Genomic DNA, 25,411 nt, shown 5'->3' with positions numbered 1-25,411 from the left:
GGCTCCTGTGGCTCGGCAGAAAGTGCAGTCTAGCGCGGGGCGCTGGCTGGCGATGGTTCGGAAATCTGTGGGGCGACTGGCGGCTCGGCGGTATGGCCGTGTTCGTCGCATTTGCAGGCCAGGCGTTCACCCGTGTCGACATTCATCAGGGTCAGGGCACCGCCCCAGACACAGCCAGTGTCGAGGGCCGAGATGCCCGGCTCCTGGATCTTGCCTTCCAGTGCTGCCCAGTGGCCGAAGATGATCTTTACGTCCCTGGTCTTGCGTTCCTTGTGCTGGAACCACGGCTTGTAGCCTGCAGGTGCCGTGCCCAGGCCTTCCTTGCTCTTCAGATCGAGTTTGCCCTCGGCCGTACAGAAGCGCATGCGCGTGAAATAGTTGGTAATCACCCGCAGGCGCGTGACGCCCTTGAGGTCACTGTCCCATTTCGCCGGATCGTTACCGTACATGCCATCGAGGTATGGCGGCAGCAGGTTGTCATCGCGCAGGGCCGTCTCGACTTCGGCCGCGCATTTCAGTGCTTTGCGCAGCGACCATTGCGGCGGAATGCCAGCATGTACCATCGCCACGTTGCGCTGCTCGTCGTAGTGCATGAGTTTTTGCTGGCGCAGCCATTCCAGCAACTCGGCGCTATCCGGGGCTTCGATAATCTCGCGCAGGGTGTCGGCTTTCTTCAGGCGCTCGATATTCTTGCCGGCTGCCAGCAGGTGCAGGTCGTGGTTGCCGAGTACGCACACCAGTGAGTGACGGATGCTATAGAGGAAGCGCAGGGTTTCCAGCGACTGCGGGCCGCGGTTGACCAGGTCGCCTACCAGCCACAGACGATCTGTTGCCGGGTCGAAGGCAACCTTTCTGAGCAGGCATTGCAAGGCATCGAGGCAGCCTTGCAGGTCGCCGACGGCATAGGTTGCCATCAGTGCAAGGCTCCGGGGACCGCCAGGCGGAATGGGGCGATGATGGCCTCGAAATGCTTGCCGTCGTCGGCGCGCATCTCGTAGGTGCCTTGCATGGTGCCGACCTTGGATGTCATGACAGTGCCGCTGCTGTAGGTATGGCTCTTACCCGGTTCGATCAGCGGTTGCTGGCCAACTACGCCCTCACCGCGAACTTCCTCGACATGCCCATCGCCATCGGTGATGACCCAATGCCGTGATAACAGTTGGGCCGGTAGCAGGCCGTTATTTCGCACGGTGATGGTGTACGCGAAGGCAAAACGCTCTTGCTCGGGTTGCGATTGTTCTGCCAGATAGCGGGTGACGACGCTGACGTCGACCTGATAACGAGGATCGGACATGCAAAGGGCCTTAAAAACGAAGCGGAACGCGGGACGTAGCTGATAAGTCAGTCTAGGCCAGGTATCGGATAGTAAACCAGACATGGGCGCTGGTGTCCTACCCGATAACGCTTCAGTTCTGTCAGGCGTCCGCGGCTTTCTGTAGGACTTGTTCGCTGAGCTTGTCAGCAAGGCGTACGAACGCCGCCAGATCGAGCTGCTCGGGACGCAAGCTGCCATCGACGCCAGCGGCTTCGATTTCGGCGTTGCTCAGCAGTAGCTTGAGGGTGTTGCGCAGGGTCTTGCGGCGCTGGTTGAAAGCCTCGCGCACTACGCGCTCAAGCAGGCGGTGATCCTTGGCCGGGTGCGGCAGTACTGCATGGGGCACCAGGCGCACGATGGCCGAGTCGACTTTTGGTGGCGGGTTGAACGCGCCAGGACCTACGTTGAACAGATGCTCGACCCGGCAGTGGTACTGGACCATGATCGACAGCCGGCCCCAATCACCGCCGCCAGGCCCTGCCGCCAGACGCTCGACCACTTCTTTTTGCAGCATGAAGTGCATGTCGCGAATCAGGTGGGCGTTGTGCAGCAGGTGGAAAATCAGCGGTGTAGAGATGTTATATGGCAGGTTGCCGACTACGCGCAGGCTGCCAGGTGCCGCATTCAAACTGGTGAAATCGAACTTCAGCGCATCACCCTGATGCAGGTTGAAGTTGCTCTTGCCAGCGAACTGCTGGTTGAGGATCGGGATCAGGTCCTTGTCCAGTTCCACAACGTCGAGCTGGGCGCCGCTGCTGAGCAGGCCCTGGGTCAGCGCGCCTTGGCCAGGGCCGATTTCCAGTAGGCGGTCTTCGGTCTTGGCATGGATGGAGCGCAGGATGCGGTCGATAACGCCGGCGTCGTGCAGAAAGTTCTGGCCAAAGCGCTTGCGCGCCTTGTGTTGGTATTGCTCGGTCATAAACGGGTCTCGGCCATCTGGTAGGCGGTTTCCAGGGCGACTTGCAGGCTGCCGGTGTCGATCTTGCCGCTACCGGCCAGGTCCAGGGCGGTGCCGTGGTCGACCGAAGTGCGGATGATCGGCAAGCCGAGAGTCACATTGACTGCTGCGCCAAAGCCTTTGTATTTCAGCACAGGCAGGCCCTGGTCGTGGTACATCGCCAGCACTGCATCGCAGTGCTCCAGATATTTGGGGGTAAACAGAGTGTCGGCGGGCAGCGGGCCGCGTAGGTCCATGCCTTCGCCGCGAAGGCGCTCTAGTGTGGGTTCGATGATATCGATTTCTTCATGGCCCAGGTGTCCGCCTTCACCGGCATGGGGGTTGAGCCCACAGACCAGGATGCGTGGCTGGGCGATGCCGAATTTTTCTTTCAGGTCGGTGTGCAGGATTCGCGTCACCCGCTCCAGACGCTCCGGCGTGATCGCATCGGCAATCTCGCGCAGCGGCAGGTGGGTGGTGACCAGCGCCACGCGCAGACCACGGGTGGCGAGCATCATGACCACTTGCGCGGTATGGGTCAGGTCGGCGAGGAATTCCGTGTGCCCGGAAAAAGCGATACCGGATTCATTGATTACGCCTTTGTGCACCGGAGCGGTGATCATGCCGGCAAAATGCCCGTCCAGGCAGCCCTGACCAGCGCGGGTGAGGGTTTCCAGGACGAAAGCGGCGTTGGCCTTGTCCAGTTGCCCGGCGACCACCTTGGCATTGAGCGGTGTATCCCACACATACAGGCTGTTGGCGGGAGCGGGAGCATCCGGCCAGTTGTCCGGCGTGACGGGCAGCACATCGACAGCCACGCCCAACTGCGCGGCCCGCTCAAGGAGCAGGTCGCGGCTGGTAATGGCTATCAGGGGGTGTGGCTGGGCGTGCGCGGCGAGCAGCAGGCACAGGTCGGGACCTATGCCGGCCGGTTCGCCGGGTGTCAGCGCGAAACGCTTGGGTTTCACTGTGCTGCCTGGTCGGCGCCAGGGAGTTTGATTTCCACATACGCTTCGTCACGGATCTGACGCAGCCAGGTTTGCAGCTCTTCGTCGTACTTGCGATTACGCAGCACGGTCATTGCTTGCTGTTCGCGAGCCTGGGTCGTGCTGTCGGTGGCGCGACGACCAAGGACTTCCAGCACGTGCCAGCCGTATTGGGTCTGGAATGGCTTGGACAGCTGACCTTGCGGGGTCTTGGCCATCACTTCGCGGAACTCCGGAACCAGTACATTCGGGTCGATCCAGTTCAGGTCGCCGCCATTGAGGGCGGAACCCGGATCTTCCGAGAAGCTTTTCGCCAGTTCGCCGAAATCTTCGCCTGCTTCGATGCGGGCGTAGAGCGACTCGGCCAGGGCCTTGGTCTTTGCTTCGTCACGGATTGGGCTTGGTTTGACCAGGATGTGGCGTACGTGCACTTCGTCACGCACTTGCGCCTCACCGCCACGCTTGTCGGTGATCTTCAGGATGATGAAGCCCCCCGGCGTGCGCATCGGTTGGGTGATGTCGCCCACAGCCATGGTGCTCAGCAGGCGATCGAAGGGTGGCGGCAGTTGAGCGGCTTTACGCCAGCCCATGTCGCCACCTTCCAGTGCGGTTTCGCTGGCGGACTTGGCGATTGCCAGCTGACCGAAGTCAGCGCCTTGCTTGAGCTGCTGGTAAACCGCGTCGGCCTGCTTGGCGGCATTCTGGATGGCGTCGGAGTTGGCGCTTTCCGGCGTAGGAATCAGGATGTTGGCCAGGCGGAATTCTTCGGACAGCTGCATTTTGCCAAGATCCGAGGCCAGGAAGTTCTTCACTTCCTGTTCGGAGACCTGGATGCGTTCGGCGACGCGGCGCTGACGCACACGGCTGATGACCATTTCGCGGCGAATCTGGTCACGTGCGTCGTCGTAGGACAGGCCGTCACGCGTCAGGGCGGCGCGGAACTGCTCGACCGACATGTTGTTGCGCTGGGCAATCGTGCCGACGGCCTGGTTCAGTTCTTCATCGGTAATGCGGATGCCGGAGCGCTCGCCGATCTGCAGTTGCAGGTTCTCGACGATCAGGCGCTCAAGCACCTGTTGCTCCAATACGCTGGCCGGTGGCACGGCGGTGCCGCGCTTGGCGATGGTTTGCTGGACTTCATGGACCCGTTGGTCCAGTTGGCTCTGCATGACCACGTCGTTGTCGACAATGGCCACCACTTTATCGATGGACTGTACCGCGGCGTTGGCCGCGGTACCCAGGAACAGCGCGCCCAGCAACAGCGGGCGCAGACAATCAGAAAGCTTGGTCTTCACGTTCACGATAACCTTGGATGCCTTTGTCGAGGAAACTCTCTACTTTGGAGCCAGTGAGGCCGCCGAGTCCCTTCAGAACAATTTGGAGGAAGACGCCATGGTCGCCTTTTTCGTTTTCCGGGGCGTCTTGACTGGTTTCGTCATAATCGACCCAGTAACGGTTGATCAGGCGCAGTTTCCAGCAGCAGTTGTCGTACTCGAAGCCACCGAAGGCTTCCAGGGTACGGTTGCGGTTGTAGTCGTACTGCCAGCGGCTGATGACGTTCCATTGCGGCACGACAGGCCAGATCACCGAGAAGTCGTGCTGTTCGATCTTGTAGTAGTCCTTCACGTAGCCAGGTTGGCCCGGGGTGCCATAGTCACCGCCGCCGACCTGCCATGTACCGGAGTTCTGGTCGTAACGAACCTGGTCATTGCGATAGCGATAGCCGGCGTTGATGACCTTGTTCGGGTTGTCCTCAGGCTGGTAGTGGAACATCGCGCTGCCCGAACGAGGGCTGCGGCTGTCCGGGTCCCAGTTGTAGTCGGCCGTGGTCCGCCAGTCGCGGTTCCAGCGGTATTCGTACTCCAGCGCATAAGGAGAGACGTCAGAGTGCGCATCTTCGCGGGTTTTTGCATCGATGCCCGGCAGCTGGACTTCGCGGTCCTTGAAGTAGAGGGCCTGGCCGACGCTGATGCGTTGGCGTTCGAAGCCGTTTTCTTCGATCCAGCGACTGGTCACGCCCAGGGACAGTTTGTTCTCGTCGCCGACACGATCGGAGCCAGAGAAACGGTTGTCACGGAACAGCGATGCATAGCTGAAGGTGTATTCGCTGGTGTCGAATACCGGAATGTCTTCCTGGTCCTTCTCGGGTACGTAGAGGTAGAACAGGCGTGGTTCGAGGGTCTGGTTATAGTTCTTGCCAAACCAGTTGGTCTTGCGATCGAAATACAGGCCGCTGTCGATGCTGGCGATTGGCACACCACGGTTCTGGTTGCTGTCGAACGTGCCATTGAGCCGGTCCTGTTCTGCACTCTGCGCGGCAATCTGGCTTTTGCCGATGCTGTCCAGGTCCAGTTGGTACTGCGTGTACTGGTACTTGAGTTTAGGCGTCAGGAAGCCGTAGCTCGCCTCCATCGGGAAGCTGACCGCTGGCGCAAGGTTGAGGCGATCGCCATTGGCACGGGCCAGGCCTTGAACGTTTTGGTCGAGGCGCGGCTCAACATTGCCGTCTTCATCGGTGTAGTCGCCGTTCTTCAAATCCCGATCGAACCGCACAAGCTCAGTGTCATACGTGAAATTCAGACCACCTGGACGATCCGGTAGCGCACCGTTGAAGGTGATCTGCGGCAAACGGTCGTACGGAGTGATGTTCGACACAGTCGCCAGTTGATAGGCCTGGGCATTCACGCGGGCGGTGTAACTGTCGCCACGGTAGGTAACAACACCCTGCTGGTTGACGTAGTCGGCGCTCTTCACGCCAATCTGGTCGGTCTGCAGATCCTGGAAGTAATAAGGGTCGCTGATCTTGGTGTAATCGACCTGGGTCAGGACACGCGAATCAAGACCACCCTTGTGCTGCCAGTTGTACATGTAGCGGGTTTTATCGTAATCGGTCTGCAGCTTACGATCGTCGTTCTCGTCGTTCAGGTACGCCGCGCCGAACTGACCTTCGCTGGACTTGGTCAGGTAGCGGAATTCGCCTTCCATCAACAGGCCGCGATCGCTCATGTAGCGTGGGTACAACGTGGCATCGTAGTTTGGTGCCAGGTTGAAGTAGTACGGCGTAACCAGCAGGAAACCGGTATCGGTGCCGGTGCCGATGGTCGGCGGCAGGAAGCCGGATTGACGGCGGTCGTCGATCGGGAAGTAGATATACGGCGTGTACAGGACCGGAATGTCCTTGACCCGCAGTGTCACGTTGGTCGCGGTGCCGAAGCCGGTCGCCGGGTTCAAGGTGATGTTGTTACCCTTGAGTTGCCAGGCGTTGCTGTTCGGTTCGCACGTGGTGTACGTGCCATCCTTGAGGCGGATGATCGCGTTCTCGGCACGCTTGGCGTACAGCGCGTTACCGCGGATACGCGATTTGTGCATCACGTATTCGGCGTTGTCGATCTTGGCTTCACCGGTATCGAGCTGCACGTCGGCGTGGTCACCTACGATCAGTGCACCGTTGTCGCGAATGCGCACGTTGCCGCTTAGCTCGCCACGGCTCTCGGCCTGGTAAAGGTTGGCTTCATCGGCTTCGACCTGCATGCTGCCCTGGCGCATGACCACGTCACCGGCCAGGCTGGCGACCTGCTCATCCTGCTTGTAGCGGGAGGCTTTGGCGCCGACAAAGGTCGGGGCGTCACTTTTATTCGTCTTGTCATTCATGCCAGGACGAATCGGTTCGATATAGGAACCAGAGCAATAAGGACCGGTTTCAGCCAATTGTGCTGCAGTGAGCTGCTCGCGCGGAACCCAGTCGAGGTGGCTGTAGTCTGCGCTACGCGACTTCAGGCCACGGCCTTTGGATTCGGTGACCAGTGCAGGTTTGGCCCCCGTGTCTTCGCTGGCGCCCGTTTCGGCGGGTGACTCGCCGGTGGCGGAGACTGCGCTGCCCTCGTGGACTGGACGCGGTGGCAATGCAGCCGCCGGCGATTTTGGCGCACAATTCCAGGCACCCGAAGCGGAGACCGAGCAGTCATACTGTTCCGCGGCGACCACGAAAGGGCTGGCCAAGGGTTGCAGAGCCAGCAAACTGCCGGTCATCAACAACGGAAATTTTTTACGAAACGCGGGGGATTTCAATGCCATCTTAATAGTCCGGGCTTCCTGCGTGCCATCTGCCCGCGGTGTGGGCCGCACGCCTCTCGATGGTCTGAAAAAGATGCTGGATAATAAAGCATGACCCGCTTGACGGCTAGCGCCGTCGGAGACCCTTGCAATGCCTGACCAAGATATACGTTTGCAACACCTGAAAGTTTGGCTCGATGAGCAATTGGCAATTCTTTTTGCACAACATGGATGGGGTGCCGTACCCCCGGCCACGTTGACTGCGGCAAGCAGCGACGCGAGTTTTCGGCGCTATTTTCGGTGGGAGGGTGCAGGTCAAAGCTTGATCGTGATGGACGCACCTCCGCCCCAGGAAAACTGCAAGCCTTTCGTGGATATCGCTTTTCTGCTGGCGAAATCCGGGATAAATGTGCCGAAAATCTACGCCGAAGACCTTGAGCGCGGATTTCTTTTGCTCAATGACCTGGGCAACCAGACCTACCTGGACGTGATCGACAGCGAAAACGCCGACGATTTGTTCAACGATGCCCTGCAAGCGCTACTGGCGTTCCAGCAATTGCCGATGGTTGCGCCATTGCCGAGTTACGACGTGGCGCTGTTGCGACGCGAGCTGCAATTGTTTCCCGAGTGGTACGTCAAGCATGAGTTGGGCGTCGAGTTTGATGCGGCGCAGCAAGTGCTCTGGCAGCAGGTCAGCGATCTGTTGATCGACAGTGCCCTGGCCCAGCCGAAGGTCCTGGTGCATCGCGACTACATGCCACGTAACCTGATGCTCAGCGAACCCAACCCGGGCGTGTTGGATTTCCAGGACGCCGTCTATGGTCCTGTCACCTACGACGTAACCTGCCTGTTCAAGGATGCCTTCCTCAGTTGGCCCGAGGAGCGCGTGCGCGGCTGGCTGGAAAATTACTGGCAGCAAGCGGCTGCGCTGGACATTCCGGTGCAGCCAGACTTCGAAGACTTCCTGCGCGCCAGCGACCTGATGGGCGTGCAGCGTCACTTGAAAGTGATCGGTATCTTCGCCCGCATTTGCCACCGCGACGGCAAACCGCGCTACCTGGGCGATGTACCACGCTTCTTTGCCTATATAGATGCAGTGATTGCGCGTCGTCCTGAACTGGCTGGGCTGGATGTATTGCTGGCCAGCCTGCGTGCCGGAGTGACCGCATGAAGGCGATGATTCTGGCGGCAGGCAAGGGCGAGCGCATGCGTCCCTTGACCCTGACCACGCCCAAGCCGCTGGTGCGCGCCGGTGGCGTGCCGCTGATCGAGTATCACCTGCGAGCCCTGGCGGCGGCAGGTTTTACCGAGATCGTGATCAATCATGCCTGGCTGGGCCAGCAGATCGAAGACTATCTGGGCGATGGCTCGCGCTACGGCGTGAGCATTCGCTACTCGGCCGAAGGTGAACCCCTGGAGACCGGTGGCGGAATCTTCCGCGCCTTGCCTTTGTTGGGTGACGAAGCTTTCCTGGTGGTCAACGGTGACATCTGGACCGACTACGACTTCAGCGTGCTGCATCAACCCATTACCGGGCTGGCGCATCTGGTGCTGGCCGACAACCCACCCCATCATCTCGCCGGAGACTTCAGCCTGAGCGACGGCCAGGTCCGGGACGGTCAGCCGGACACCGCAACCCTGACCTACAGCGGTATCGCCGTGCTGCATCCACAGTTGTTCGATGGTTGCTCGGCAGGAGCGTTCAAGCTCGCGCCGCTATTGCGCAAGGCCATGGCAGACGGGCTAGTGAGCGGCGAACGCCTGAGAGGGCATTGGGTCGATGTCGGCACTCACGAGCGCCTGGCCGAAGTTGAAACCCTGATCGAAGCGAGCCGCTGACATGCTGTGGCCAGGGACGCTGATCGGAACCGGAGTGGGCTTTGCCATCGCCAGCATTCCGGGAGCCATGCTTGGCGCCTTGTTGGGGCAGGTGCTGGATCGGCACCTGCACCTGCAAAGCCTGGCGCATTTGCGCGAAAAGCTCGGGGGGCGACCTGTCCTGCGCAACGACGAATTGTTGTTTGTGTTGCTGGGACGCCTGGCCAAGTGTGATGGACGGGTCGTGGAGGGGCATATCCAGCAGGCTCGCGCGGAGATGCGTGCCTTGGAAATGTCCGAATCGGCACAGCGCCGGGCGATTGCCGCGTTCAATCGTGGCAAGTCGGGCAGTGACCGGTTGCGTGGCCATTTGCGCAGGCTAAGGTCTCAACCCTATGCGGCAGAAGGGGTCTTGCGCGCTTGTTGGCGGATGGTTTGGGCTGATGGGCATGCGGGCAATCGCGAGCGTGAGCTGCTCTTTCAGTGGGGTAATTGGCTGGGGTGGTCCGAACGGCAGGTCAGGGCGTTGGCGGCCGATTACGAGCCACAGCATCGTCCGTTGGTCAGCAGCGTGACAACCTATCAGGACGCTTTGCGGCTGTTGGGTGTAACTGCCACCAGTGAGCCCGCCCAGATCAAGCGCGCCTATCGACGCCTGCTCAGTCGTCATCACCCGGACAAGATTGCCGGCAGTGGTGCAACGGCGTCGCAGGTTCGAGAGGCCACCGATAAGACGCGCGAGCTGCACAACGCCTATACGTTGATTCGTCAACGGCGGGACTTTCGTTAGCAGCGAAGCGTTGCGTCGCCCCGAAAATGGGGCGACTCAGTCCATCAGTTCGACGCATTCTGCGGATTCAACCAGCCCCGCACCCGGCGTACCAATTGTTCCTGTTGTGCCTTGTTATTACCTGGCAAAGCCTTGAGCGAGACCTGGCTGAAGGCCGAAGTCTTCAGGCGTTTGCTGGCCTGCAGGCGGGCCAGCGCCGCGTTGCGGTCCAGCGGCTTGTCCATATAGAAGAAGTCGACGGTGGGCAGCTTGAGGGTTGGCGCGAGTTCGTCCAGTTCAGGGGCCGCGGTGTTCGGTGTCTGCGCGGCGACCATGACGAAGCGCTCGACCTGCGCCGTCTGCCTCTCGCTCAAATACCGCGCAGCCCAATAGGCGCCCGTACCATGCCCCAGCAGCACCATGCTGCGAGCACTTTGCTGTTCAGCAAAAGCGATGGCTGCGTCGATGCGGGCGAAGATTCGCTCGGCGTCAGCCTTGCTCTGCTCGTCAGGCGTTTCGGCGACGGCCTTGTCCGCCACCTCGGCTTCGCCGCCCGCGGCCTGTTCGATGGGCGCTGCGGTGGTCGAGTCTTTGCTGCCGACGTCTGGCGCTTTGGCTGCTGGAGTGGCTTGCACCCCGCGCGGTGTCATGGCTTCGCTTTGCAAATCAGGCAGGGTGATACTCAGGCTGCTCCATTGGGCATCCGGTAATTGGCGGCGCAGCGGGCCGATTGCTTGCGGCCAGTCAACGGTTTCGCCAGCGCCAGGAATGATAATGACCGCACCTTTGGGGTCGGCGGTATTGGCCGCCTTCCACAGGGCCAGGAACGTATCGGAGCCTGCTTGCAATTGCTGTTGTTCCTGGCGCGGAATTTTTCGCTCCAGTGCAATGGCTTCTTCCTGACTACGCTCAGGCAACGGCTGGCGTTCGAGTGGTTTTGTTTCGGAGGGGGGTTCTGCCGCGGCAGGCGTCGGGTCGGCTGCTTCAACGGAAAAAGCCCATGGCAGGACCAGCGACAGGCACAATGCTGGCAGTGCCAGGCGGTAGACAGGGAGCATTGGATATTCCAGGCCAGAAGTTATTCCGGCAGCCTAATGGGTTGGTCAGTTTTTGTCAGTGTGTGAGAGTTCGATGATGCGTTTTCGCTGCCTGTGGGTTATCGGCTGTTTGTGGTTGCCCTTGATGGGCTGGGCGGCGGCCGCGCCACCGGCGCATGTCGCGCCATTGTCGGTAGGCCAGCAACAGTGGTTGGCGCAGCAGGGCGATTTGCGGGTGGGACTGGTGTTGCAAGCGCCCTACGCCCAGTACGACCGCCGCTTGCAGCGCCTGTCCGGGGTCAATGTCGAGCTGATGAAGTGGCTGGCCAAGTCGCTCAAGGTCGAACTGAGCTGGCGCAACTTTCCCGATCTCGAGCAATTGGAGGCGGCCGCTCGCGCCGGCGAAATCGATCTCGCCCCGGGGCTGACCCAGACTCCTGGCGGCCTGCGCCTCTGGCAGTTTTCCGATCCGTATATGCGGGTGCCACAGCTGGTGGTCAGCGACCAGAAAAGCACTGGGGCGGTTGAGCTGGAAAAACTCGACAGCCAAACCCGCGTCGCCGTGCGCATGCCCAGTGCCACCGCCGACTACCTGCGTGGAAACTATCCGCATTTGAACCTGCAGGGTGTACCGGCCGAACGCCAGGCCTTGCAACTGTTGCTAAGCCAGCAAGCCGCCTACGCGGTGGTCGACGAGGCACAATTGGGGCGCCTGTCCGTTGAACCTGAGTTCTCCGGGCTGGTGGTGGTCGGTGATATCGGCTTGCCACAGCTGCTGCGGGTGGCCACGCGTCGCGACCTGCCGGAGCTGGCCGGCATTGTCGAAAGCGCGCTGCGGGCGATCCCGGCGAAGGACCTGGAGGCGCTGCACAACCAGTGGCTGCAACCCAAGTACCCGCGGCTCACCGAATCCCCGGGATTCTGGCAAAACCTCTGCCTGCTGCTGTTGGTACTGGCGCTCAGCGCCATGGCCATCGTGTTCTGGCAACGACGCCAGCAGCACAGTCTGGAGCAACGACTGGCGGCGGCGCAGGCAGACATTGCCCTGCGTGCCGCCAGTGAAGAGGCCCTGCGGCTCACGCAGTTTTCCATCGACCAGAGTACCGTCGGCATTCTCTGGGTGAATTGGGACAGCCACGTGCGCTACGCCAACCGCGCTGCCGAAACCATGCTGGGCTATCCGCCCGGAGGGATTATCGACCGGCCATTGATCGAGTTCGAACCCGAACTGCACATGGATCGCTGGTTGAACCTGTGGAAGCGCGCCAGGGCCAGCGACGACGCGCCGCAAAGTTTTGAATCCAATTGCCTGCGGGCCGATGGCAGCATCCTGCCGGCCGATGTCTCCCTGAGTTTTTTGCGCTTTCGCGATGGCGAGTACCTGGTGGTCTACCTGACCGATGTCACTGAACGTCGTCGCGCCCTGGCGGCGTTGCAGGAAAGTGAAGCACGCTTGCAAGGGATCGCGGCGAATGTGCCGGGCCTGGTCTTTCGCCTGGAACGGGCGCCGGTGACCGGCCAGATCGACTTTGCCTACATCAGTGAGGGCAGCGAGAGCCTGGTGGGTTACTCGCCAGCGACCCTGGCCCATCGTGACAAAGGCCTGCGCAGCCTGGTGCATCCGGACGACAAGGCCAGCTATCACCAGACCCAGGATCGTGCGCTGGACACTGACAGCGACTGGTCCTGGCAAGGGCGGATCCTTACGCGTCAGGGGGAACAACGCTGGGCGGAAATCAAGGCGATAACCCGTCGACTCGAGGGCGGCGCCTACGTTTGGGATGGCATTGTCTGGGACATCAGCGAGAGCAAGCGCATCGAACTGGAACTGGCGAGCTCGCGTGAGCAACTGCGCGAATTGTCGGCGCACCTTGAAAGCGTGCGCGAAGAGGAGAAGGCGCGCATTGCCCGGGAAGTTCACGACGAATTGGGCCAGATGTTGACGGTGCTCAAGCTGGAAACGTCCATGTGCGAGCTGGCTTATGCGCAACTCGACCCCGGATTGAACGAGCGCCTGAACAGCATGAAGCGTTTGATCGCACAGCTGTTCCAGCTGGTACGCGATGTGGCGACGGCGTTGCGGCCACCGATCCTCGATGCCGGGATAGCCTCGGCCATCGAATGGCAGGCACGCCGGTTTGAGGCGCGTACGCAGATTCCGTGCCTGGTACAGGTGCCGGAAAACTTGCCCGTGCTCAGTGATGCCAAGGCCATCGGCCTGTTTCGTATACTTCAGGAAGCGCTGACCAATGTCATGCGCCACGCCCAGGCGCATACTGTCGAACTGACACTTACTCTTGAAGGCGACGAGTTGTGCCTGACCGTCAGCGATGATGGCGTAGGATTTGTCGCCGAAAGCGGCAGGCCAACATCCTTTGGGTTGGTCGGCATGCGCGAGCGGGTGTTGATCATGGGCGGGCAACTGTCCCTTGAGAGTGAGCCGGGTGAGGGCACGACCCTGACTGTGCGAGTACCCTTGGATAAGGAGACGTAAGTGATCCGTGTACTGGTTGCCGAAGACCACACCATTGTCCGCGAAGGCATCAAGCAATTGATCGGCCTGGCCAAGGACCTGCTGGTGGTGGGGGAGGCGAGCAATGGCGAACAGCTGCTCGAAACCTTGCGGCATGTGCCCTGCGAAGTGGTGCTGCTGGATATCTCCATGCCGGGTGTCAACGGCCTTGAGGCGATCCCGCGGATCCGTGCCTTGAACAATCCGCCGGTGATCCTGGTGTTGTCGATGCATGACGAGGCACAAATGGCGGCACGGGCCTTGAAAGTCGGTGCGGCAGGCTATGCCACCAAGGACAGTGATCCGGCGCTGTTGCTGACGGCCATCCGCCGGGTGGCAGCGGGAGGGCGCTATATCGATCCGGACCTGGCCGACCGAATGGTCTTCGAAGTCGGCCTGACCGATTCGCGGCCGCTGCACTCACTGCTCTCGGAGCGTGAGTTTTCGGTGTTCGAACGCCTGGCCCAGGGCGCCAACGTCAACGACATTGCCCAGCAACTGGCGTTGAGTAGCAAAACCATCAGTACCCACAAGGCGCGGTTGATGCAGAAACTCAATATCACCTCGCTGGCGGAGCTGGTGAAGTACGCGATGGAACACAAGCTCCTCTGAAAAACACCCCCACCCCCTGCGCGCGTCGCCATGTCCATTTGCGACATGCCTGATCAACCGCTATTGCTCGTTCTTGCGGCGTGCAGCTCACCGCTCGCCGCTGCGCTTGCCAAAGCGCGCCATCCTTGTAGGGCAATCCCTACCCCCAGCCTTCCATATGGCTGAGGCGATTCTCTCTTGCCCCCCGATTTGCGCAGGTCCCAGCGTCCACTAGGCTTAGTCCACAGCAGTCATCAACAACAAAGGTGTGGGTATGAGCCAGGTCGATTCAAGCGCAGGGGCCAATGATGTTCTGGTCAGCTTTCGTGGAGTGCAGAAGAGCTACGATGGCGAGAACCTGATCGTCAAGGACCTCAACCTGGACATTCGCAAAGGCGAATTCCTCACCTTGCTCGGCCCCTCAGGCTCCGGCAAAACCACCAGTCTGATGATGCTCGCCGGTTTCGAAACTCCGACAGCAGGTGAGATCCTGCTGGCCGGACGCGCCATCAACAACGTGCCGCCGCACAAGCGTGACATCGGCATGGTCTTCCAGAACTATGCGTTGTTCCCGCACATGACGGTTGCCGAGAACCTGGCGTTCCCTCTGACTGTGCGCGGGCTGAACAAAAGCGACGTCAGCGATAAGGTCAAGAAAGTCCTGTGCATGGTGCAGCTCGATGCCTTTGCCCAGCGTTATCCGGCACAACTGTCCGGTGGCCAGCAGCAGCGCGTGGCGCTGGCCCGCGCACTGGTGTTCGAGCCGCAACTGGTGCTGATGGACGAACCCCTCGGCGCACTGGATAAACAGTTGCGCGAACACATGCAGATGGAAATCAAGCACCTGCACCAGCGTCTGGGTGTGACCGTGGTCTACGTGACCCACGACCAGGGCGAAGCCCTGACCATGTCCGATCGTGTGGCCGTTTTCCATCAGGGCGAGATCCAGCAGATCGCGCCTCCACGTACGTTGTATGAAGAGCCGAAAAACACCTTCGTCGCCAACTTCATTGGCGAAAACAACCGTCTTAACGGCCGTCTGCACAGCCAGACCGGCGACCGTTGCGTGGTCGAACTGGGCCGTGGTGAAAAAGTTGAAGCCCTGGCGGTGAACGTCGGCAAGACCGGTGAACCGGTGACCTTGTCCATTCGCCCGGAACGCGTGAGTCTCAATGGCTCCAGCGAGTCTTGCATCAACCGCTTCTCGGGACGGGTAGCGGAATTCATCTATCTGGGCGACCACGTCCGGGTTCGCCTGGAGGTCTGTGGCAAGACCGACTTCTTCGTGAAACAACCGATTGCCGAGCTCGATCCTGCGCTCGCGGTCGGTGACGTGGTTCCGCTTGGCTGGCAGGTCGAACACGTTCGCGCGCTCGATCCCATTCTAGAGGCGAACTGATCGCCCCGGCTTCAACAACACAAACCCTGCACGTGGAGAGAACAATAAATGTTGAGATCCCTGAAATTCACCGCTCTGGCACTGGGCATGATGGGGGCAGCAAGCGCAATGGCAGCTGGCCCGGACCTGACCGTGGTGTCCTTTGGCGGGGCGAACAAGGCGGCGCAGGTCAAAGCCTTCTACGCACCGTGGGAAGCGGCAGGCAACGGCAAGATCGTGGCGGGCGAATACAACGGTGAGATGGCCAAGGTCAAGGCCATGGTCGACACCAAGAGCGTGTCCTGGGATCTGGTAGAAGTCGAATCACCAGAACTGTCCCGTGGTTGCGACGAAGACATGTTCGAGCAACTCGACCCGGCCCTGTTCGGCAAGACCGAAGACTACGTCAAAGGCGCTATCCAGCCATGCGGCGTAGGTTTCTTCGTGTGGTCGACCGTGTTGGCCTACAACGCCGACAAGCTGAAAACCGCGCCGACCAGCTGGGCGGATTTCTGGGACACCAAGCAATTCCCAGGCAAGCGAGGCCTGCGTAAAGGCGCCAAGTACACCCTGGAGTTCGCACTGATGGCTGACGGCGTTGCGCCAAAAGACGTCTATAAAGTGCTGGCCGGTAAAGATGGACAGGATCGCGCGTTCAAGAAACTCGACGAACTCAAGCCCAACATCCAGTGGTGGGAAGCTGGCGCACAACCGCCGCAATACCTCGCTTCCGGTGACGTGGTCATGAGCTCGGCCTACAACGGCCGCATCGCCGCCGTGCAGAAAGAAAGCAACCTGAAAGTGGTGTGGAACGGCGGAATCTACGACTTCGACGCATGGGCCATTCCAAAAGGTCTGGATGCCAAGCGTGCAGAAGCGGCGAAGAAATTCATCGCCTTCTCGGTACAACCACAGCAGCAGAAGACCTACTCGGAAAACATCGCCTACGGCCCAGCCAATACCCAGGCCGTACCGTTGCTGGCCAAGGATGTCCTGAAGGACATGCCGACCACCCCGGAAAACATCGCCAACCAGGTACAGATCGACGTCAGCTTCTGGGCTGACAACGGCGAGCAACTGGAACAGCGCTTCAATTCCTGGGCTGCGAAGTAAGACCGCAGCGCGGGCTTACGCTGTAGGAGCTGCCGAAGGCTGCGATCTTTTGATCTTCAGCGGTCTCTAAGCCGCCAAAAGATCGCAGGCTGCGCCAGCTCCTACAGGGGCCAGTGAATGGTTCAAGAACATTGATGTAATGCGGCATCGCGCTGTTTGATGCCGCCCATCCAAAGATTTCCGGAGTACGCCATGGCTATCGCCGTTCCCGTGAACGCGGGCACTGACCCCACCTTGAAGCAGCGGCTCAAGCACGCCGAGCGGGTCAACCGCTGGAAGGCCCAGGCGTTGATCGCGCCGCTGGTGCTGTTCCTGTTGCTGGTGTTCCTGGTGCCAATCGTGGCGCTGCTCTACAAAAGCGTGGGTAACCCGGAAGTGGTCGGTGGCATGCCGCGCACCGTGGCGGCCATCGCCAGTTGGGACGGCCGAGGCCTGCCTGCCGAACCGGTCTACAAGGCGGCCAGCGAAGACCTCGCCGAAGCGCGCAAGAATCAGACCCTGGGCGATTTGTCCAAGCGCTTGAACATGGAGTTGGCCGGCTATCGTAGCCTGCTGACCAAAACCGCCCGCGCCTTGCCGTTCGCCGCTGAACCGGCCTCTTATAAAGAAGCGCTGGAAGGTCTCGACGAGCGCTGGGGTGACCCGGCCTACTGGCAAGCCGTACGCCGCAATACCAGCAACATTACGCCGTACTATCTGCTGGCCGCGGTCGATCACCGCATCGACGACCTCGGCGAAATCGCCCCGGCCACCCCGGACCAGGCGATCTACCTCGACATCTTTGCCCGAACTTTCTGGATGGGCCTGATCATCACCGTGATCTGCCTGGTACTCGCGTATCCCCTGGCTTACCTGTTGGCGAACCTGCCATCGCGCCAGAGCAACCTGCTGATGATTCTGGTGCTGCTACCGTTCTGGACCTCGATCCTGGTTCGGGTTGCCGCGTGGATCGTATTGCTGCAATCGGGTGGCTTGATCAACAGCGGCCTGATGGCCATGGGCATCATTGATAAGCCGCTGGAGCTGGTGTTCAACCGCGTCGGTGTCTACATCTCGATGGTGCACATCCTGCTGCCGTTCATGATCCTGCCGATCTACAGCGTGATGAAAGGCATCTCGCCGACCTACATGCGTGCGGCGATTTCCCTGGGGTGCCATCCATTCGCCAGCTTCTGGCGGGTGTACTTCCCGCAAACCTATGCCGGTGTCGGCGCCGGTTGCCTGTTGGTGTTCATCCTCGCCATCGGCTACTACATCACCCCGGCGTTGCTGGGCAGCCCGAACGATCAGATGGTCAGCTACTTCGTCGCCTTCTACACCAACACCAGCATCAACTGGGGCATGGCGACCGCACTCGGTGGCCTGTTGCTCCTGGCGACCGTGGTGCTTTATCTGATTTACAGCTGGCTGGTGGGCGCCAGTCGCCTGCGCCTGAGCTAAGGGGAGAATGAAATGCTGAGTCCTTATATGTCGCCCATCGAGCGGGTGTGGTTCTACAGCTTGCGGATTCTCTGCGGCTTGATTCTGTTGTTCCTGATCCTGCCGGTGCTGGTGATCATCCCGCTGTCGTTCAACTCCGGCAGTTTCCTGGTGTACCCGCTGCAAGGCTTCTCGCTGCAGTGGTATCACGACTTTTTCGCCTCGGCGGAATGGATGCGCGCCCTGAAGAACAGCATCATCGTCGCGCCGGCCGCTACGGTGCTGGCCATGGTGTTCGGTACGCTGGCGGCCATCGGCCTGACCCGTGGCGACTTCCCCGGTAAACCGCTGGTGATGGCGCTGGTCATTTCGCCGATGGTGGTGCCCGTGGTGATCATTGGTGTGGCCAGCTATCTGTTCTTTGCGCCGTTGGGCCTGGGCAACAGCTTCTTTTCGCTGATTGTGGTGCATGCGGTGTTGGGCGTGCCGTTCGTGATCATCACCGTGTCGGCGACTTTGCAAGGGTTTAACCAGAACCTGGTGCGCGCGGCGGCCAGCCTCGGCGCTTCGCCGCTGACGGCGTTCCGTCGGGTGACTTTGCCGTTGATTGCGCCCGGGGTGATTTCCGGTGCTTTGTTTGCCTTCGCCACTTCCTTCGATGAGGTGGTGGTGACGCTGTTCCTCGCCGGCCCCGAGCAAGCGACTTTGCCACGGCAGATGTTCAGCGGCATCCGCGAAAACCTCAGCCCGACCATCGCCGCCGCCGCGACGCTGCTGATCGCCTTCTCGGTGATCCTGCTCCTGACCCTGGAGTGGCTGCGTGGGCGCAGCGAGAAACTGCGTACTGCGCAGGTCTAAAACTTCACACCGATCCACTGTGGGAGCGAGCCTGCTCGCGAAAGCGGAGTGTCAGTCGACTCAAATGTCGAGCACTCAGCCGTCTTCGCGAGCAGGCTCGCTCCCACCGTTGTTTTTGTGCTGATTCGCGAGCATGGTTCATTCACTACCTGAATATCAGCCAACCCTCAAACCCCAGCTACTCTTGTGCCCAGCTCCCACATCCATAAGAGGCTGCGCACATGAGTCTTTCCTCCTTCAAGATCGCCCACAAACTGATCACCGGCGCAGCGGCCATCGAGCAGTTGTCCGTCGAGCTGATGCGCCTGGACATCGACCACCCGCTGATCGTCACCGACGCTGCCTTGGTCAAGTCCGGCACGGTAGAGCTGGCGCTGGCCCAGCTTGGGGGGCGCACTTATGAGATTTTTGACCGGGTGTTGCCGGACCCGGAAATCGCCATCGTCGAAGACTGCATGCGCGTTTATCGCGATGGGGGGCATGACGGCTTGATTGGCCTGGGCGGTGGGAGTGCCATCGACATCGCTAAAAGCGTGGCGGCCTACGCCGGTTACCACGGCGCCCTCGAAGATTTGTTCGGGGTTGACCAGGTGCCACGCAAAGGCCCGCCACTGATCGCCATCCCCACCACGGCCGGCACCGGTTCGGAAGTCACCAACGTGGCGATCCTTTCCGACAAGGTCGCGCAGTTGAAGAAAGGCATCGTCAGCGATTACTTGTTGCCGGACGTGGCATTGGTAAGCCCGCAGATGACGCTGACTTGTCCGCGCGGGGTCACGGCGGCCAGCGGCGTCGATGCGCTGGTGCATGCCATCGAATCCTATCTGTCGGTCAATGCCTCGCCGATTACCGACGCCCTGGCCATCGGCGCCATAAAACTGATCGCCAAGGCGCTGCCCAAGGCCTACGCCAACCCGTCCAACCTGCAGGCCCGTGAAGACATGGCCACCGCGAGCCTGATGGCGGGCATGGCATTCGGTAATGCCGGGGTGGGTGCGGTGCATGCGCTGGCGTATCCCTTGGGAGGGCGCTTCAATATCGCCCATGGCGTGAGCAATGCCTTGCTGCTGTCCCATGTCATGACCTGGAACAAGATGGCCTGCATTGAACGCATGCAGGATATCGCCGAAGCCATGGGGGTGAGGACGGCTCATCTGAGCGCCAATGAAGCGGCCGACAAAGCTGTAGAGGCCATGACCGCGTTGTGCGCGGCGGTGGAAATCCCCCAAGGCCTGCGCAGTGTCGGGGTTCCCGAGGATGCGATTGCGGCGATGGCCGTGGAGGCAGCGGGGATCGAGCGCCTGATGCGCAACAATCCGCGCCGGTTGAGTGCTGTCGATATCGAGAAAATCTACCGGGCGGCCTACTGATCATCGCGCTTTCGGTGCGCGGGCCAAAGCATGAGGTATACAATGCGCGCCATCGTGATTCTGCTCAGAAAAGGTGCGTCATGCAGCCCTTCGTAATTGCTCCGTCGATTCTTTCCGCCGACTTCGCCCGCCTGGGCGAAGAAGTGGACAACGTCCTGGCCGCCGGCGCCGACTTCGTGCACTTCGATGTCATGGACAACCACTACGTGCCGAACCTGACCATCGGCCCGATGGTCTGCTCGGCGCTGCGCAAGTACGGCGTGACCGCGCCGATCGACGCGCACCTGATGGTCAGCCCGGTGGACCGCATCGTCGGTGACTTCATCGAAGCCGGCGCGACCTACATCACCTTCCACCCGGAGGCTACCCAGCACATCGACCGCTCCCTGCAACTGATCCGTGAGGGCGGTTGCAAGTCGGGCCTGGTGTTCAACCCGGCAACGCCGCTGGACGTGCTCAAGTACGTGATGGACAAGGTCGACATGATCCTGCTGATGAGCGTCAACCCGGGCTTTGGCGGGCAAAAGTTCATCCCTGGCACCCTTGACAAGCTGCGTGAGGCGCGGGCGCTGATCGACGCGTCGGGTCGTGACATTCGCCTGGAAATCGACGGTGGCGTCAACGTGAACAACATTCGTGAAATCGCTGCGGCAGGTGCTGATACCTTCGTTGCTGGTTCGGCGATCTTCAATGCACCGAACTACCAGGAAGTGATTGAAAAAATGCGTTCCGAACTGGCGCTGGCCCGCCCATGAGTGGCTTTGAGCAGCTGTTTCCCGGAACCCTGCCTCGACTGGTGATGTTCGACCTGGATGGCACCTTGGTCGACTCGGTCCCGGACCTGGCGGTGGCGGTGGACAAGATGCTGCTCAAGCTCGGTCGAGCACCGGCCGGTATCGAAGCGGTGCGTGAATGGGTGGGTAATGGCGCGCCGGTGCTGGTGCGCCGTGCCCTGGCCGGCGGTATCGACCACTCGAAGGTCGATGACGCCGAGGCTGACAGCGCGCTGGAGATTTTCATGCAGGCGTATGCCGATAGCCATGGGTTGACCGTGGTCTACCCCGGTGTGCGCGATACCCTTAAATGGCTGCAAAAGCAGGGCGTCGAGATGGCGCTGATTACCAACAAGCCGGAGCGCTTCGTCGCGCCGCTGCTGGATCAGATGAAAATCGGCCGATATTTCAAGTGGATCATTGGCGGCGACACCCTGCCACAGAAAAAACCCGACCCGGCTGCGCTGTTTTTCGTAATGAAGATGGCCAATATCCCGGCCTCGCAATCCTTGTTTGTCGGCGACTCGCGCAGTGATGTGCAGGCGGCGAAAGCGGCGGGGGTCAAGTGCGTGGCCTTGAGCTACGGCTACAACCACGGCCGGCCGATTGCCGAAGAGTCACCGGCGTTGGTGATCGACGACCTGCGCAAGCTAATTCGCGGTTGCCTGGACCCGGCCGCTGAGATAACGTTGGCCGACGCTGTCCAACCCCCTTCTGGAAACGCCATCGTGGTGGTCACTCGCAAACTCTGGATGAAAGTCATCAAGGCCCTGGCCCGCTGGCGTTGGCGCGCCTGACTGATCCTTGCCGGTTGTCCGGCGCGTTTGCATACCTGACTGTTTGACCCTCAAGCCACGAGGCACCTCATGATCCGCGAAGAATTCCTGCGTTTGGCCGCTGCCGGCTATAACCGCATCCCGCTTGCTTGCGAAACCCTGGCCGACTTCGATACGCCGCTATCGATCTACCTGAAACTGGCCGACGAGCCCAACTCCTATTTGCTGGAGTCCGTGCAGGGTGGCGAGAAGTGGGGTCGTTACTCGATCATCGGCCTGCCGTGCCGCACTGTGCTGCGGGTGCACGACCATCACGTCAGCGTGACCATCGACGGTGTCGAGACTGAAAGCCACGATGTAGCAGACCCACTGGCCTTCGTCGAAACCTTCAAGGCCCGTTACAACGTGCCGACGATTGCCGGTCTGCCGCGCTTCAACGGCGGCCTGGTGGGCTACTTCGGTTATGACTGCGTGCGTTATGTGGAAAAGCGTCTGGGCAAATGCCCGAACCCGGACCCGTTGGGCGTGCCGGACATTCTGCTGATGGTGTCCGACGCGGTGGTGGTGTTCGATAACCTCGCCGGCAAGATGCATGCAATCGTCCTGGCCGATCCGGCCCAGGAAGACGCCTTCGAGCAAGGCCGCACGCGCTTGGAAGAGTTGCTGGAAAAACTCCGTCAGCCAATTACCCCGCGCCGTGGCCTGGACTTCAGCAAGCAGCAGTCAGCCGATCCGGTGTTCCGTTCCAGTTTCACCCAGAACGATTACGAAAAAGCCGTCGACACCATCAAGGAATACATCCTGGCCGGTGACTGCATGCAGGTCGTGCCGTCCCAGCGTATGTCGATCGACTTCAAGGCAGCCCCCATCGATCTTTACCGAGCGCTGCGCTGCTTCAACCCGACGCCTTACATGTACTTCTTCAACTTCGGCGACTTCCATGTCGTCGGCAGTTCGCCAGAAGTGCTGGTGCGGGTCGAAGACAATCTGATCACCGTGCGCCCGATCGCCGGCACCCGTCCACGCGGGGCCAACGAAGAGGCCGATGTGGCACTGGAAAAGGACCTGCTGTCGGACGACAAGGAAATTGCCGAGCACCTGATGCTGATCGACCTCGGTCGTAACGACACGGGTCGCGTATCGGAAATCGGTTCGGTGAAACTCACCGAGAAAATGGTCATCGAGCGTTACTCCAACGTGATGCACATCGTGTCCAACGTCACCGGCCAACTGAAGGCCGGCCTGACGGCGATGGACGCACTGCGGGCGATTCTGCCGGCGGGCACCTTGTCTGGCGCACCGAAGATCCGTGCGATGGAAATCATCGACGAATTGGAACCGGTCAAGCGCGGTGTCTACGGCGGCGCCGTCGGCTACTTCGCCTGGAACGGCAACATGGACACCGCCATTGCGATCCGTACGGCGGTGATCAAGAACGGCGAGCTGCATGTGCAGGCCGGTGGCGGCATCGTTGCCGACTCGGTGCCGGCGCTGGAATGGGAAGAAACCCTGAATAAACGCCGCGCGATGTTCCGTGCAGTGGCCCTGGCGGAACAAACCCCGGACGCCTGAATTCGCCACTAACAATGTGGGAGCGAGCCTGCTCGCGAAGGAGCCGGCACAGCCAACTTTGATTTAGCCTGATCCACCGCTATCGCGAGCAGGCTCGCTCCCACAATGGCTTCACCAGCATAAAAAAAACGCGGCGCCCGTAAAGGCGCCGCGTTTTTTATGTTGGCTGTTTGCTTGATCAGAAGTCCAGCGCAACCCCAACGGAAATCCCTTGCTGGGTAAAGTCATCATCCTTGCGCAACGTATACCCGCCACGCAGCGCAAGATCGGCCGTCAACTTGTGGCTGATCCCCAGGCTCACGCGGTTCAAGTGGCTCTGCGGTGTATAGCCAGCAAGCGTGAAATCGAGTGACGGCAAGCTATTGAGGGCGATGTTCACCTTCTGTACGTCATCTTCATACTCACGCTCGTAGGCATATTCGCCAAACACCTGGGTCTGCGAGGTGATCTGATACTTACCCTGAAGCCCGGCACCGAGACGTTTCGAATCGCGTTTCTGATCATCAAAGGTCAGCGCCGTGGAGCGACTGGTATTTTCCGAATAACCGTCGACTTCCACTTTGGCGTAATCGGCACTGATGAACGGCGACAGGTGCCATTCACTGCCCGGCTGCGCAATGTCATAGCCCAGGCGTGTGCTGAATGCCCAGAGATAGCCATCGGTGTCGCCTTTCTCCGCACCCTCACCCGCGCCTAGATCAAATTTGCGTTTGAGATTGTCGTAATCCAGCTTGCCGCCGGTCAATGCGGCATCGGCCCACCACCGGTTCTGCTGGAATTGGGCGAATGCCGTGGCCAGGTAGCTGTTGAGCTTGTAGTCCGAATCGTTATTGCCTGCCTCCAGATTCTGACGATAGAAGCCTGCCGCCACACCTACTCGCCAGGCTTCATTGAGGCGATAGCTGCCGCCAATGTTCAAGCTGTAGCCGTTGCCATCGGCATCGGCGCCGCTGCTTTGATGGTCCACATCGAGGTGCTGGCCGCCCCCGGCCACAATGGCCCGCCATTGGCCGACCGCCTGCCAGCTTTCCCAGTCGGATTGCCATTGGCTGCGCAGTTCATCCTGATGCGCGCGTAGCGTGGCGTGGGCCATTTCCGGCAGCAGCGTCAGTTCCCAGGGTGCAGCGAGTAAGGAATAGGCGTAGTCGGACACCAGCTTTTGCCCGGCTTCGGTCGGATGAACCCCGTCGTTATAAACCAGCTTGCTGGGGTCGGGGGTGGCGCTGTTGATGCCAAAGGCGGCGTTTTCGGTGCAGCCGTCGCCGCTGAAGCAAGTCGCGGTCAGGTTCTGCCCGGTGGCAAAACCGAATCGCGCGGGATCGGCGAAGGTTTCCTGCAGCAACAGTGGAATGTTCAGCGGGATGATTTCGGCATCGATGCCCGCCAGTCGAGTGACCAGTTGCCGGTTGAAGGCCGCGCTCAGTTGCGAGGTCGGTCCCTGCAGAGGGCTGCCATTGATGGCAGGGGTCAAGCCCAGGTCAGGCAACAGCCAGACCATGATGTAGCGGGCGCCGGCTGTTTGCAGAACCTGAACGCTGTTGGCCAGTCGGTCCGCCGCGGCATTCGCCTGGGCGCCACTTTGCACACGTCCCTGAAGAAAGTCGTTACCGCCGCCGGAGAGGTAATACAGCGCGTTCGGATCGGCGCGGAAGTTGTTGGTCGGCAAATAGCCCGCTCGTGCACGTTCGCCGGTGGCGGATAACGTGGTGATTGAATCGAGGATCTGGTCGGTGCGGTAGCCGCCGACGGCCCAGTTGTTACCGTCTGGCAGGCCCTGGACGGCGCGTGCGGCTGAAGTCGAAGCGGCAGTCTGGTCCGCTGAGAAGCCAAGCCTGCCCCCGAGCAACTGGGTTGAGTTGGCGGAATAGACTTCGCCACTGCCGTCCTGATAAGTCGGCCCTACCCGGTTGGTGAAGCGCAGAGTCGAACCGGGAGGGCCGCCCGCGTCGGTAAACTGCCCCGCATCGTTGAGGCTGTCACCGAAGACGATGAAGTTGGAGTAAGGATTGGGCGCCGCAATCGCCTGAGCGTAAGCCAAGGCGAGCAAGCAACCGGCAAGCGGTGCAAACAGCGTCTGTCTGATCATGAGCAAGTCCGTTTGTTTCTTGTTTTAGTGGGGTAAACGACAGTGCCA

The 25,411-nt window shown here is 60.6% G+C and carries 21 protein-coding genes; 13 read left to right on the top strand and 8 right to left on the bottom strand.

Annotation, left to right across the window (positions count from 1 at the left end; translation table 11 throughout):
• Positions 1-29 precede the first annotated feature (29 nt).
• From AC1Q8Q_RS08230 to AC1Q8Q_RS08205, 6 genes are all read right to left on the bottom strand, one after another.
• The gene (locus AC1Q8Q_RS08230) at positions 30-914 is read right to left on the bottom strand and encodes a symmetrical bis(5'-nucleosyl)-tetraphosphatase (protein ID WP_492614961.1); all 885 of its coding nucleotides are present in this window, start codon (positions 912-914) and stop codon (positions 30-32) included.
• On the bottom strand, positions 914-1,294 hold the full coding sequence (gene apaG / locus AC1Q8Q_RS08225; protein ID WP_168759031.1) for a Co2+/Mg2+ efflux protein ApaG: 381 nt from the start codon (positions 1,292-1,294) through the stop codon (positions 914-916). Before apaG ends, AC1Q8Q_RS08230 begins: the two co-directional genes overlap by 1 nt.
• A gap of 121 nt (positions 1,295-1,415) precedes the next feature.
• Positions 1,416-2,234 carry a 16S rRNA (adenine(1518)-N(6)/adenine(1519)-N(6))-dimethyltransferase RsmA gene (gene rsmA, locus AC1Q8Q_RS08220; protein ID WP_492614960.1) on the bottom strand — a complete coding sequence of 273 codons (819 nt, stop codon included), beginning with the start codon at positions 2,232-2,234 and terminating at the stop codon, positions 1,416-1,418.
• Positions 2,231-3,220 carry a 4-hydroxythreonine-4-phosphate dehydrogenase PdxA gene (pdxA, locus tag AC1Q8Q_RS08215; protein WP_020798809.1) on the bottom strand — a complete coding sequence of 330 codons (990 nt, stop codon included), beginning with the start codon at positions 3,218-3,220 and terminating at the stop codon, positions 2,231-2,233. Before pdxA ends, rsmA begins: the two co-directional genes overlap by 4 nt.
• A complete protein-coding gene (gene surA / locus AC1Q8Q_RS08210; protein ID WP_020798808.1) occupies positions 3,217-4,533 on the bottom strand; it encodes a peptidylprolyl isomerase SurA in 1,317 nt (438 codons plus the stop codon). The genes pdxA and surA overlap by 4 nt, the downstream gene beginning before the upstream one ends.
• Positions 4,514-7,312, bottom strand: coding sequence for an LPS-assembly protein LptD (locus AC1Q8Q_RS08205; RefSeq protein WP_020798807.1), 2,799 nt, complete (start codon positions 7,310-7,312; stop codon positions 4,514-4,516). The genes surA and AC1Q8Q_RS08205 overlap by 20 nt, the downstream gene beginning before the upstream one ends.
• Before the next feature lie 130 nt (positions 7,313-7,442).
• On the opposite strand from AC1Q8Q_RS08205, the gene AC1Q8Q_RS08200 reads away from it, so the two are divergent.
• From AC1Q8Q_RS08200 to AC1Q8Q_RS08190, 3 genes are read left to right on the top strand one after another with little or no spacing between them, the layout of a single operon-like run.
• Positions 7,443-8,462 carry an aminoglycoside phosphotransferase family protein gene (locus AC1Q8Q_RS08200; RefSeq protein ID WP_492614959.1) on the top strand — a complete coding sequence of 340 codons (1,020 nt, stop codon included), beginning with the start codon at positions 7,443-7,445 and terminating at the stop codon, positions 8,460-8,462.
• Positions 8,459-9,130, top strand: a complete 672-nt coding sequence (gene murU, locus AC1Q8Q_RS08195) for an N-acetylmuramate alpha-1-phosphate uridylyltransferase MurU (protein WP_110754840.1) — start codon at positions 8,459-8,461, stop codon at positions 9,128-9,130. The genes AC1Q8Q_RS08200 and murU overlap by 4 nt, the downstream gene beginning before the upstream one ends.
• Before the next feature lies 1 nt (position 9,131).
• Positions 9,132-9,899: a TerB family tellurite resistance protein gene (locus AC1Q8Q_RS08190; RefSeq protein ID WP_151143554.1), complete on the top strand. Its 768-nt coding sequence runs from the start codon at positions 9,132-9,134 to the stop codon at positions 9,897-9,899.
• A 44-nt stretch (positions 9,900-9,943) separates the two neighbouring features.
• Here AC1Q8Q_RS08190 and AC1Q8Q_RS08185 read toward each other — a convergent pair whose 3' ends face one another.
• Entirely contained in the window at positions 9,944-10,936 is a 993-nt protein-coding gene (locus AC1Q8Q_RS08185; protein WP_168759030.1) for an alpha/beta hydrolase family protein, read from the bottom strand.
• 73 nt (positions 10,937-11,009) lie between these two features.
• Here AC1Q8Q_RS08185 and AC1Q8Q_RS08180 point away from each other — a divergent pair, with 73 nt between their 5' ends.
• The 10 genes from AC1Q8Q_RS08180 to trpE all read left to right on the top strand — a co-directional run bounded on the left by AC1Q8Q_RS08180 (position 11,010) and on the right by trpE (position 23,277).
• Complete coding sequence (locus AC1Q8Q_RS08180; RefSeq protein WP_489326586.1) at positions 11,010-13,409, top strand: PAS domain-containing sensor histidine kinase; 2,400 nt, start codon at positions 11,010-11,012, stop codon at positions 13,407-13,409.
• Positions 13,410-14,039, top strand: coding sequence for a response regulator (locus AC1Q8Q_RS08175; RefSeq protein WP_020798801.1), 630 nt, complete (start codon positions 13,410-13,412; stop codon positions 14,037-14,039).
• 253 nt (positions 14,040-14,292) lie between these two features.
• The gene (locus tag AC1Q8Q_RS08170; protein WP_492614958.1) at positions 14,293-15,417 is read left to right on the top strand and encodes an ABC transporter ATP-binding protein; all 1,125 of its coding nucleotides are present in this window, start codon (positions 14,293-14,295) and stop codon (positions 15,415-15,417) included.
• 48 nt (positions 15,418-15,465) lie between these two features.
• Positions 15,466-16,509: an ABC transporter substrate-binding protein gene (locus AC1Q8Q_RS08165; protein WP_020798800.1), complete on the top strand. Its 1,044-nt coding sequence runs from the start codon at positions 15,466-15,468 to the stop codon at positions 16,507-16,509.
• 192 nt (positions 16,510-16,701) lie between these two features.
• Entirely contained in the window at positions 16,702-17,949 is a 1,248-nt protein-coding gene (locus AC1Q8Q_RS08160; protein ID WP_033045294.1) for an ABC transporter permease, read from the top strand.
• 12 nt (positions 17,950-17,961) lie between these two features.
• On the top strand, positions 17,962-18,786 hold the full coding sequence (locus AC1Q8Q_RS08155; protein WP_008061581.1) for an ABC transporter permease: 825 nt from the start codon (positions 17,962-17,964) through the stop codon (positions 18,784-18,786).
• Between the two features lie 221 nt (positions 18,787-19,007).
• Positions 19,008-20,156, top strand: coding sequence for an iron-containing alcohol dehydrogenase (locus tag AC1Q8Q_RS08150; RefSeq protein ID WP_151143548.1), 1,149 nt, complete (start codon positions 19,008-19,010; stop codon positions 20,154-20,156).
• A gap of 80 nt (positions 20,157-20,236) precedes the next feature.
• Positions 20,237-20,911, top strand: a complete 675-nt coding sequence (gene rpe, locus AC1Q8Q_RS08145; protein WP_033044299.1) for a ribulose-phosphate 3-epimerase — start codon at positions 20,237-20,239, stop codon at positions 20,909-20,911.
• Positions 20,908-21,726 carry a phosphoglycolate phosphatase gene (locus tag AC1Q8Q_RS08140; RefSeq protein ID WP_033044298.1) on the top strand — a complete coding sequence of 273 codons (819 nt, stop codon included), beginning with the start codon at positions 20,908-20,910 and terminating at the stop codon, positions 21,724-21,726. Before rpe ends, AC1Q8Q_RS08140 begins: the two co-directional genes overlap by 4 nt.
• Positions 21,727-21,795: 69 nt before the next feature.
• Positions 21,796-23,277: an anthranilate synthase component I gene (gene trpE / locus AC1Q8Q_RS08135; RefSeq protein ID WP_492614957.1), complete on the top strand. Its 1,482-nt coding sequence runs from the start codon at positions 21,796-21,798 to the stop codon at positions 23,275-23,277.
• Positions 23,278-23,455: 178 nt separating this feature from the next.
• Here trpE and estP read toward each other — a convergent pair whose 3' ends face one another.
• Complete coding sequence (gene estP / locus AC1Q8Q_RS08130; RefSeq protein ID WP_083349808.1) at positions 23,456-25,363, bottom strand: esterase EstP; 1,908 nt, start codon at positions 25,361-25,363, stop codon at positions 23,456-23,458.
• Positions 25,364-25,411: the final 48 nt, after the last annotated feature.

The sequence above is a fragment of the Pseudomonas sp. GW823-FHT06B06 genome (assembly GCF_058795195.1).
Note: the sequence above shows the minus strand (reverse complement) of the source record. Positions and strands in the feature narration are given on the sequence as shown.

Coding starts and splice junctions, on each gene's coding strand:
- AC1Q8Q_RS08150 (WP_151143548.1), top strand. CDS start 19,008: ATGAGTCTTTCCTCCTTCAAGATCGCCCACAAACTGATCACCGGCGCA.
- rsmA (WP_492614960.1), bottom strand. CDS start 2,234: ATGACCGAGCAATACCAACACAAGGCGCGCAAGCGCTTTGGCCAGAAC.
- AC1Q8Q_RS08185 (WP_168759030.1), bottom strand. CDS start 10,936: ATGCTCCCTGTCTACCGCCTGGCACTGCCAGCATTGTGCCTGTCGCTG.
- rpe (WP_033044299.1), top strand. CDS start 20,237: ATGCAGCCCTTCGTAATTGCTCCGTCGATTCTTTCCGCCGACTTCGCC.
- estP (WP_083349808.1), bottom strand. CDS start 25,363: ATGATCAGACAGACGCTGTTTGCACCGCTTGCCGGTTGCTTGCTCGCC.
- AC1Q8Q_RS08205 (WP_020798807.1), bottom strand. CDS start 7,312: ATGGCATTGAAATCCCCCGCGTTTCGTAAAAAATTTCCGTTGTTGATG.
- AC1Q8Q_RS08200 (WP_492614959.1), top strand. CDS start 7,443: ATGCCTGACCAAGATATACGTTTGCAACACCTGAAAGTTTGGCTCGAT.
- apaG (WP_168759031.1), bottom strand. CDS start 1,294: ATGTCCGATCCTCGTTATCAGGTCGACGTCAGCGTCGTCACCCGCTAT.
- AC1Q8Q_RS08140 (WP_033044298.1), top strand. CDS start 20,908: ATGAGTGGCTTTGAGCAGCTGTTTCCCGGAACCCTGCCTCGACTGGTG.
- AC1Q8Q_RS08180 (WP_489326586.1), top strand. CDS start 11,010: ATGATGCGTTTTCGCTGCCTGTGGGTTATCGGCTGTTTGTGGTTGCCC.
- trpE (WP_492614957.1), top strand. CDS start 21,796: ATGATCCGCGAAGAATTCCTGCGTTTGGCCGCTGCCGGCTATAACCGC.
- murU (WP_110754840.1), top strand. CDS start 8,459: ATGAAGGCGATGATTCTGGCGGCAGGCAAGGGCGAGCGCATGCGTCCC.
- AC1Q8Q_RS08230 (WP_492614961.1), bottom strand. CDS start 914: ATGGCAACCTATGCCGTCGGCGACCTGCAAGGCTGCCTCGATGCCTTG.
- AC1Q8Q_RS08170 (WP_492614958.1), top strand. CDS start 14,293: ATGAGCCAGGTCGATTCAAGCGCAGGGGCCAATGATGTTCTGGTCAGC.
- AC1Q8Q_RS08155 (WP_008061581.1), top strand. CDS start 17,962: ATGCTGAGTCCTTATATGTCGCCCATCGAGCGGGTGTGGTTCTACAGC.
- AC1Q8Q_RS08160 (WP_033045294.1), top strand. CDS start 16,702: ATGGCTATCGCCGTTCCCGTGAACGCGGGCACTGACCCCACCTTGAAG.
- AC1Q8Q_RS08190 (WP_151143554.1), top strand. CDS start 9,132: ATGCTGTGGCCAGGGACGCTGATCGGAACCGGAGTGGGCTTTGCCATC.
- AC1Q8Q_RS08165 (WP_020798800.1), top strand. CDS start 15,466: ATGTTGAGATCCCTGAAATTCACCGCTCTGGCACTGGGCATGATGGGG.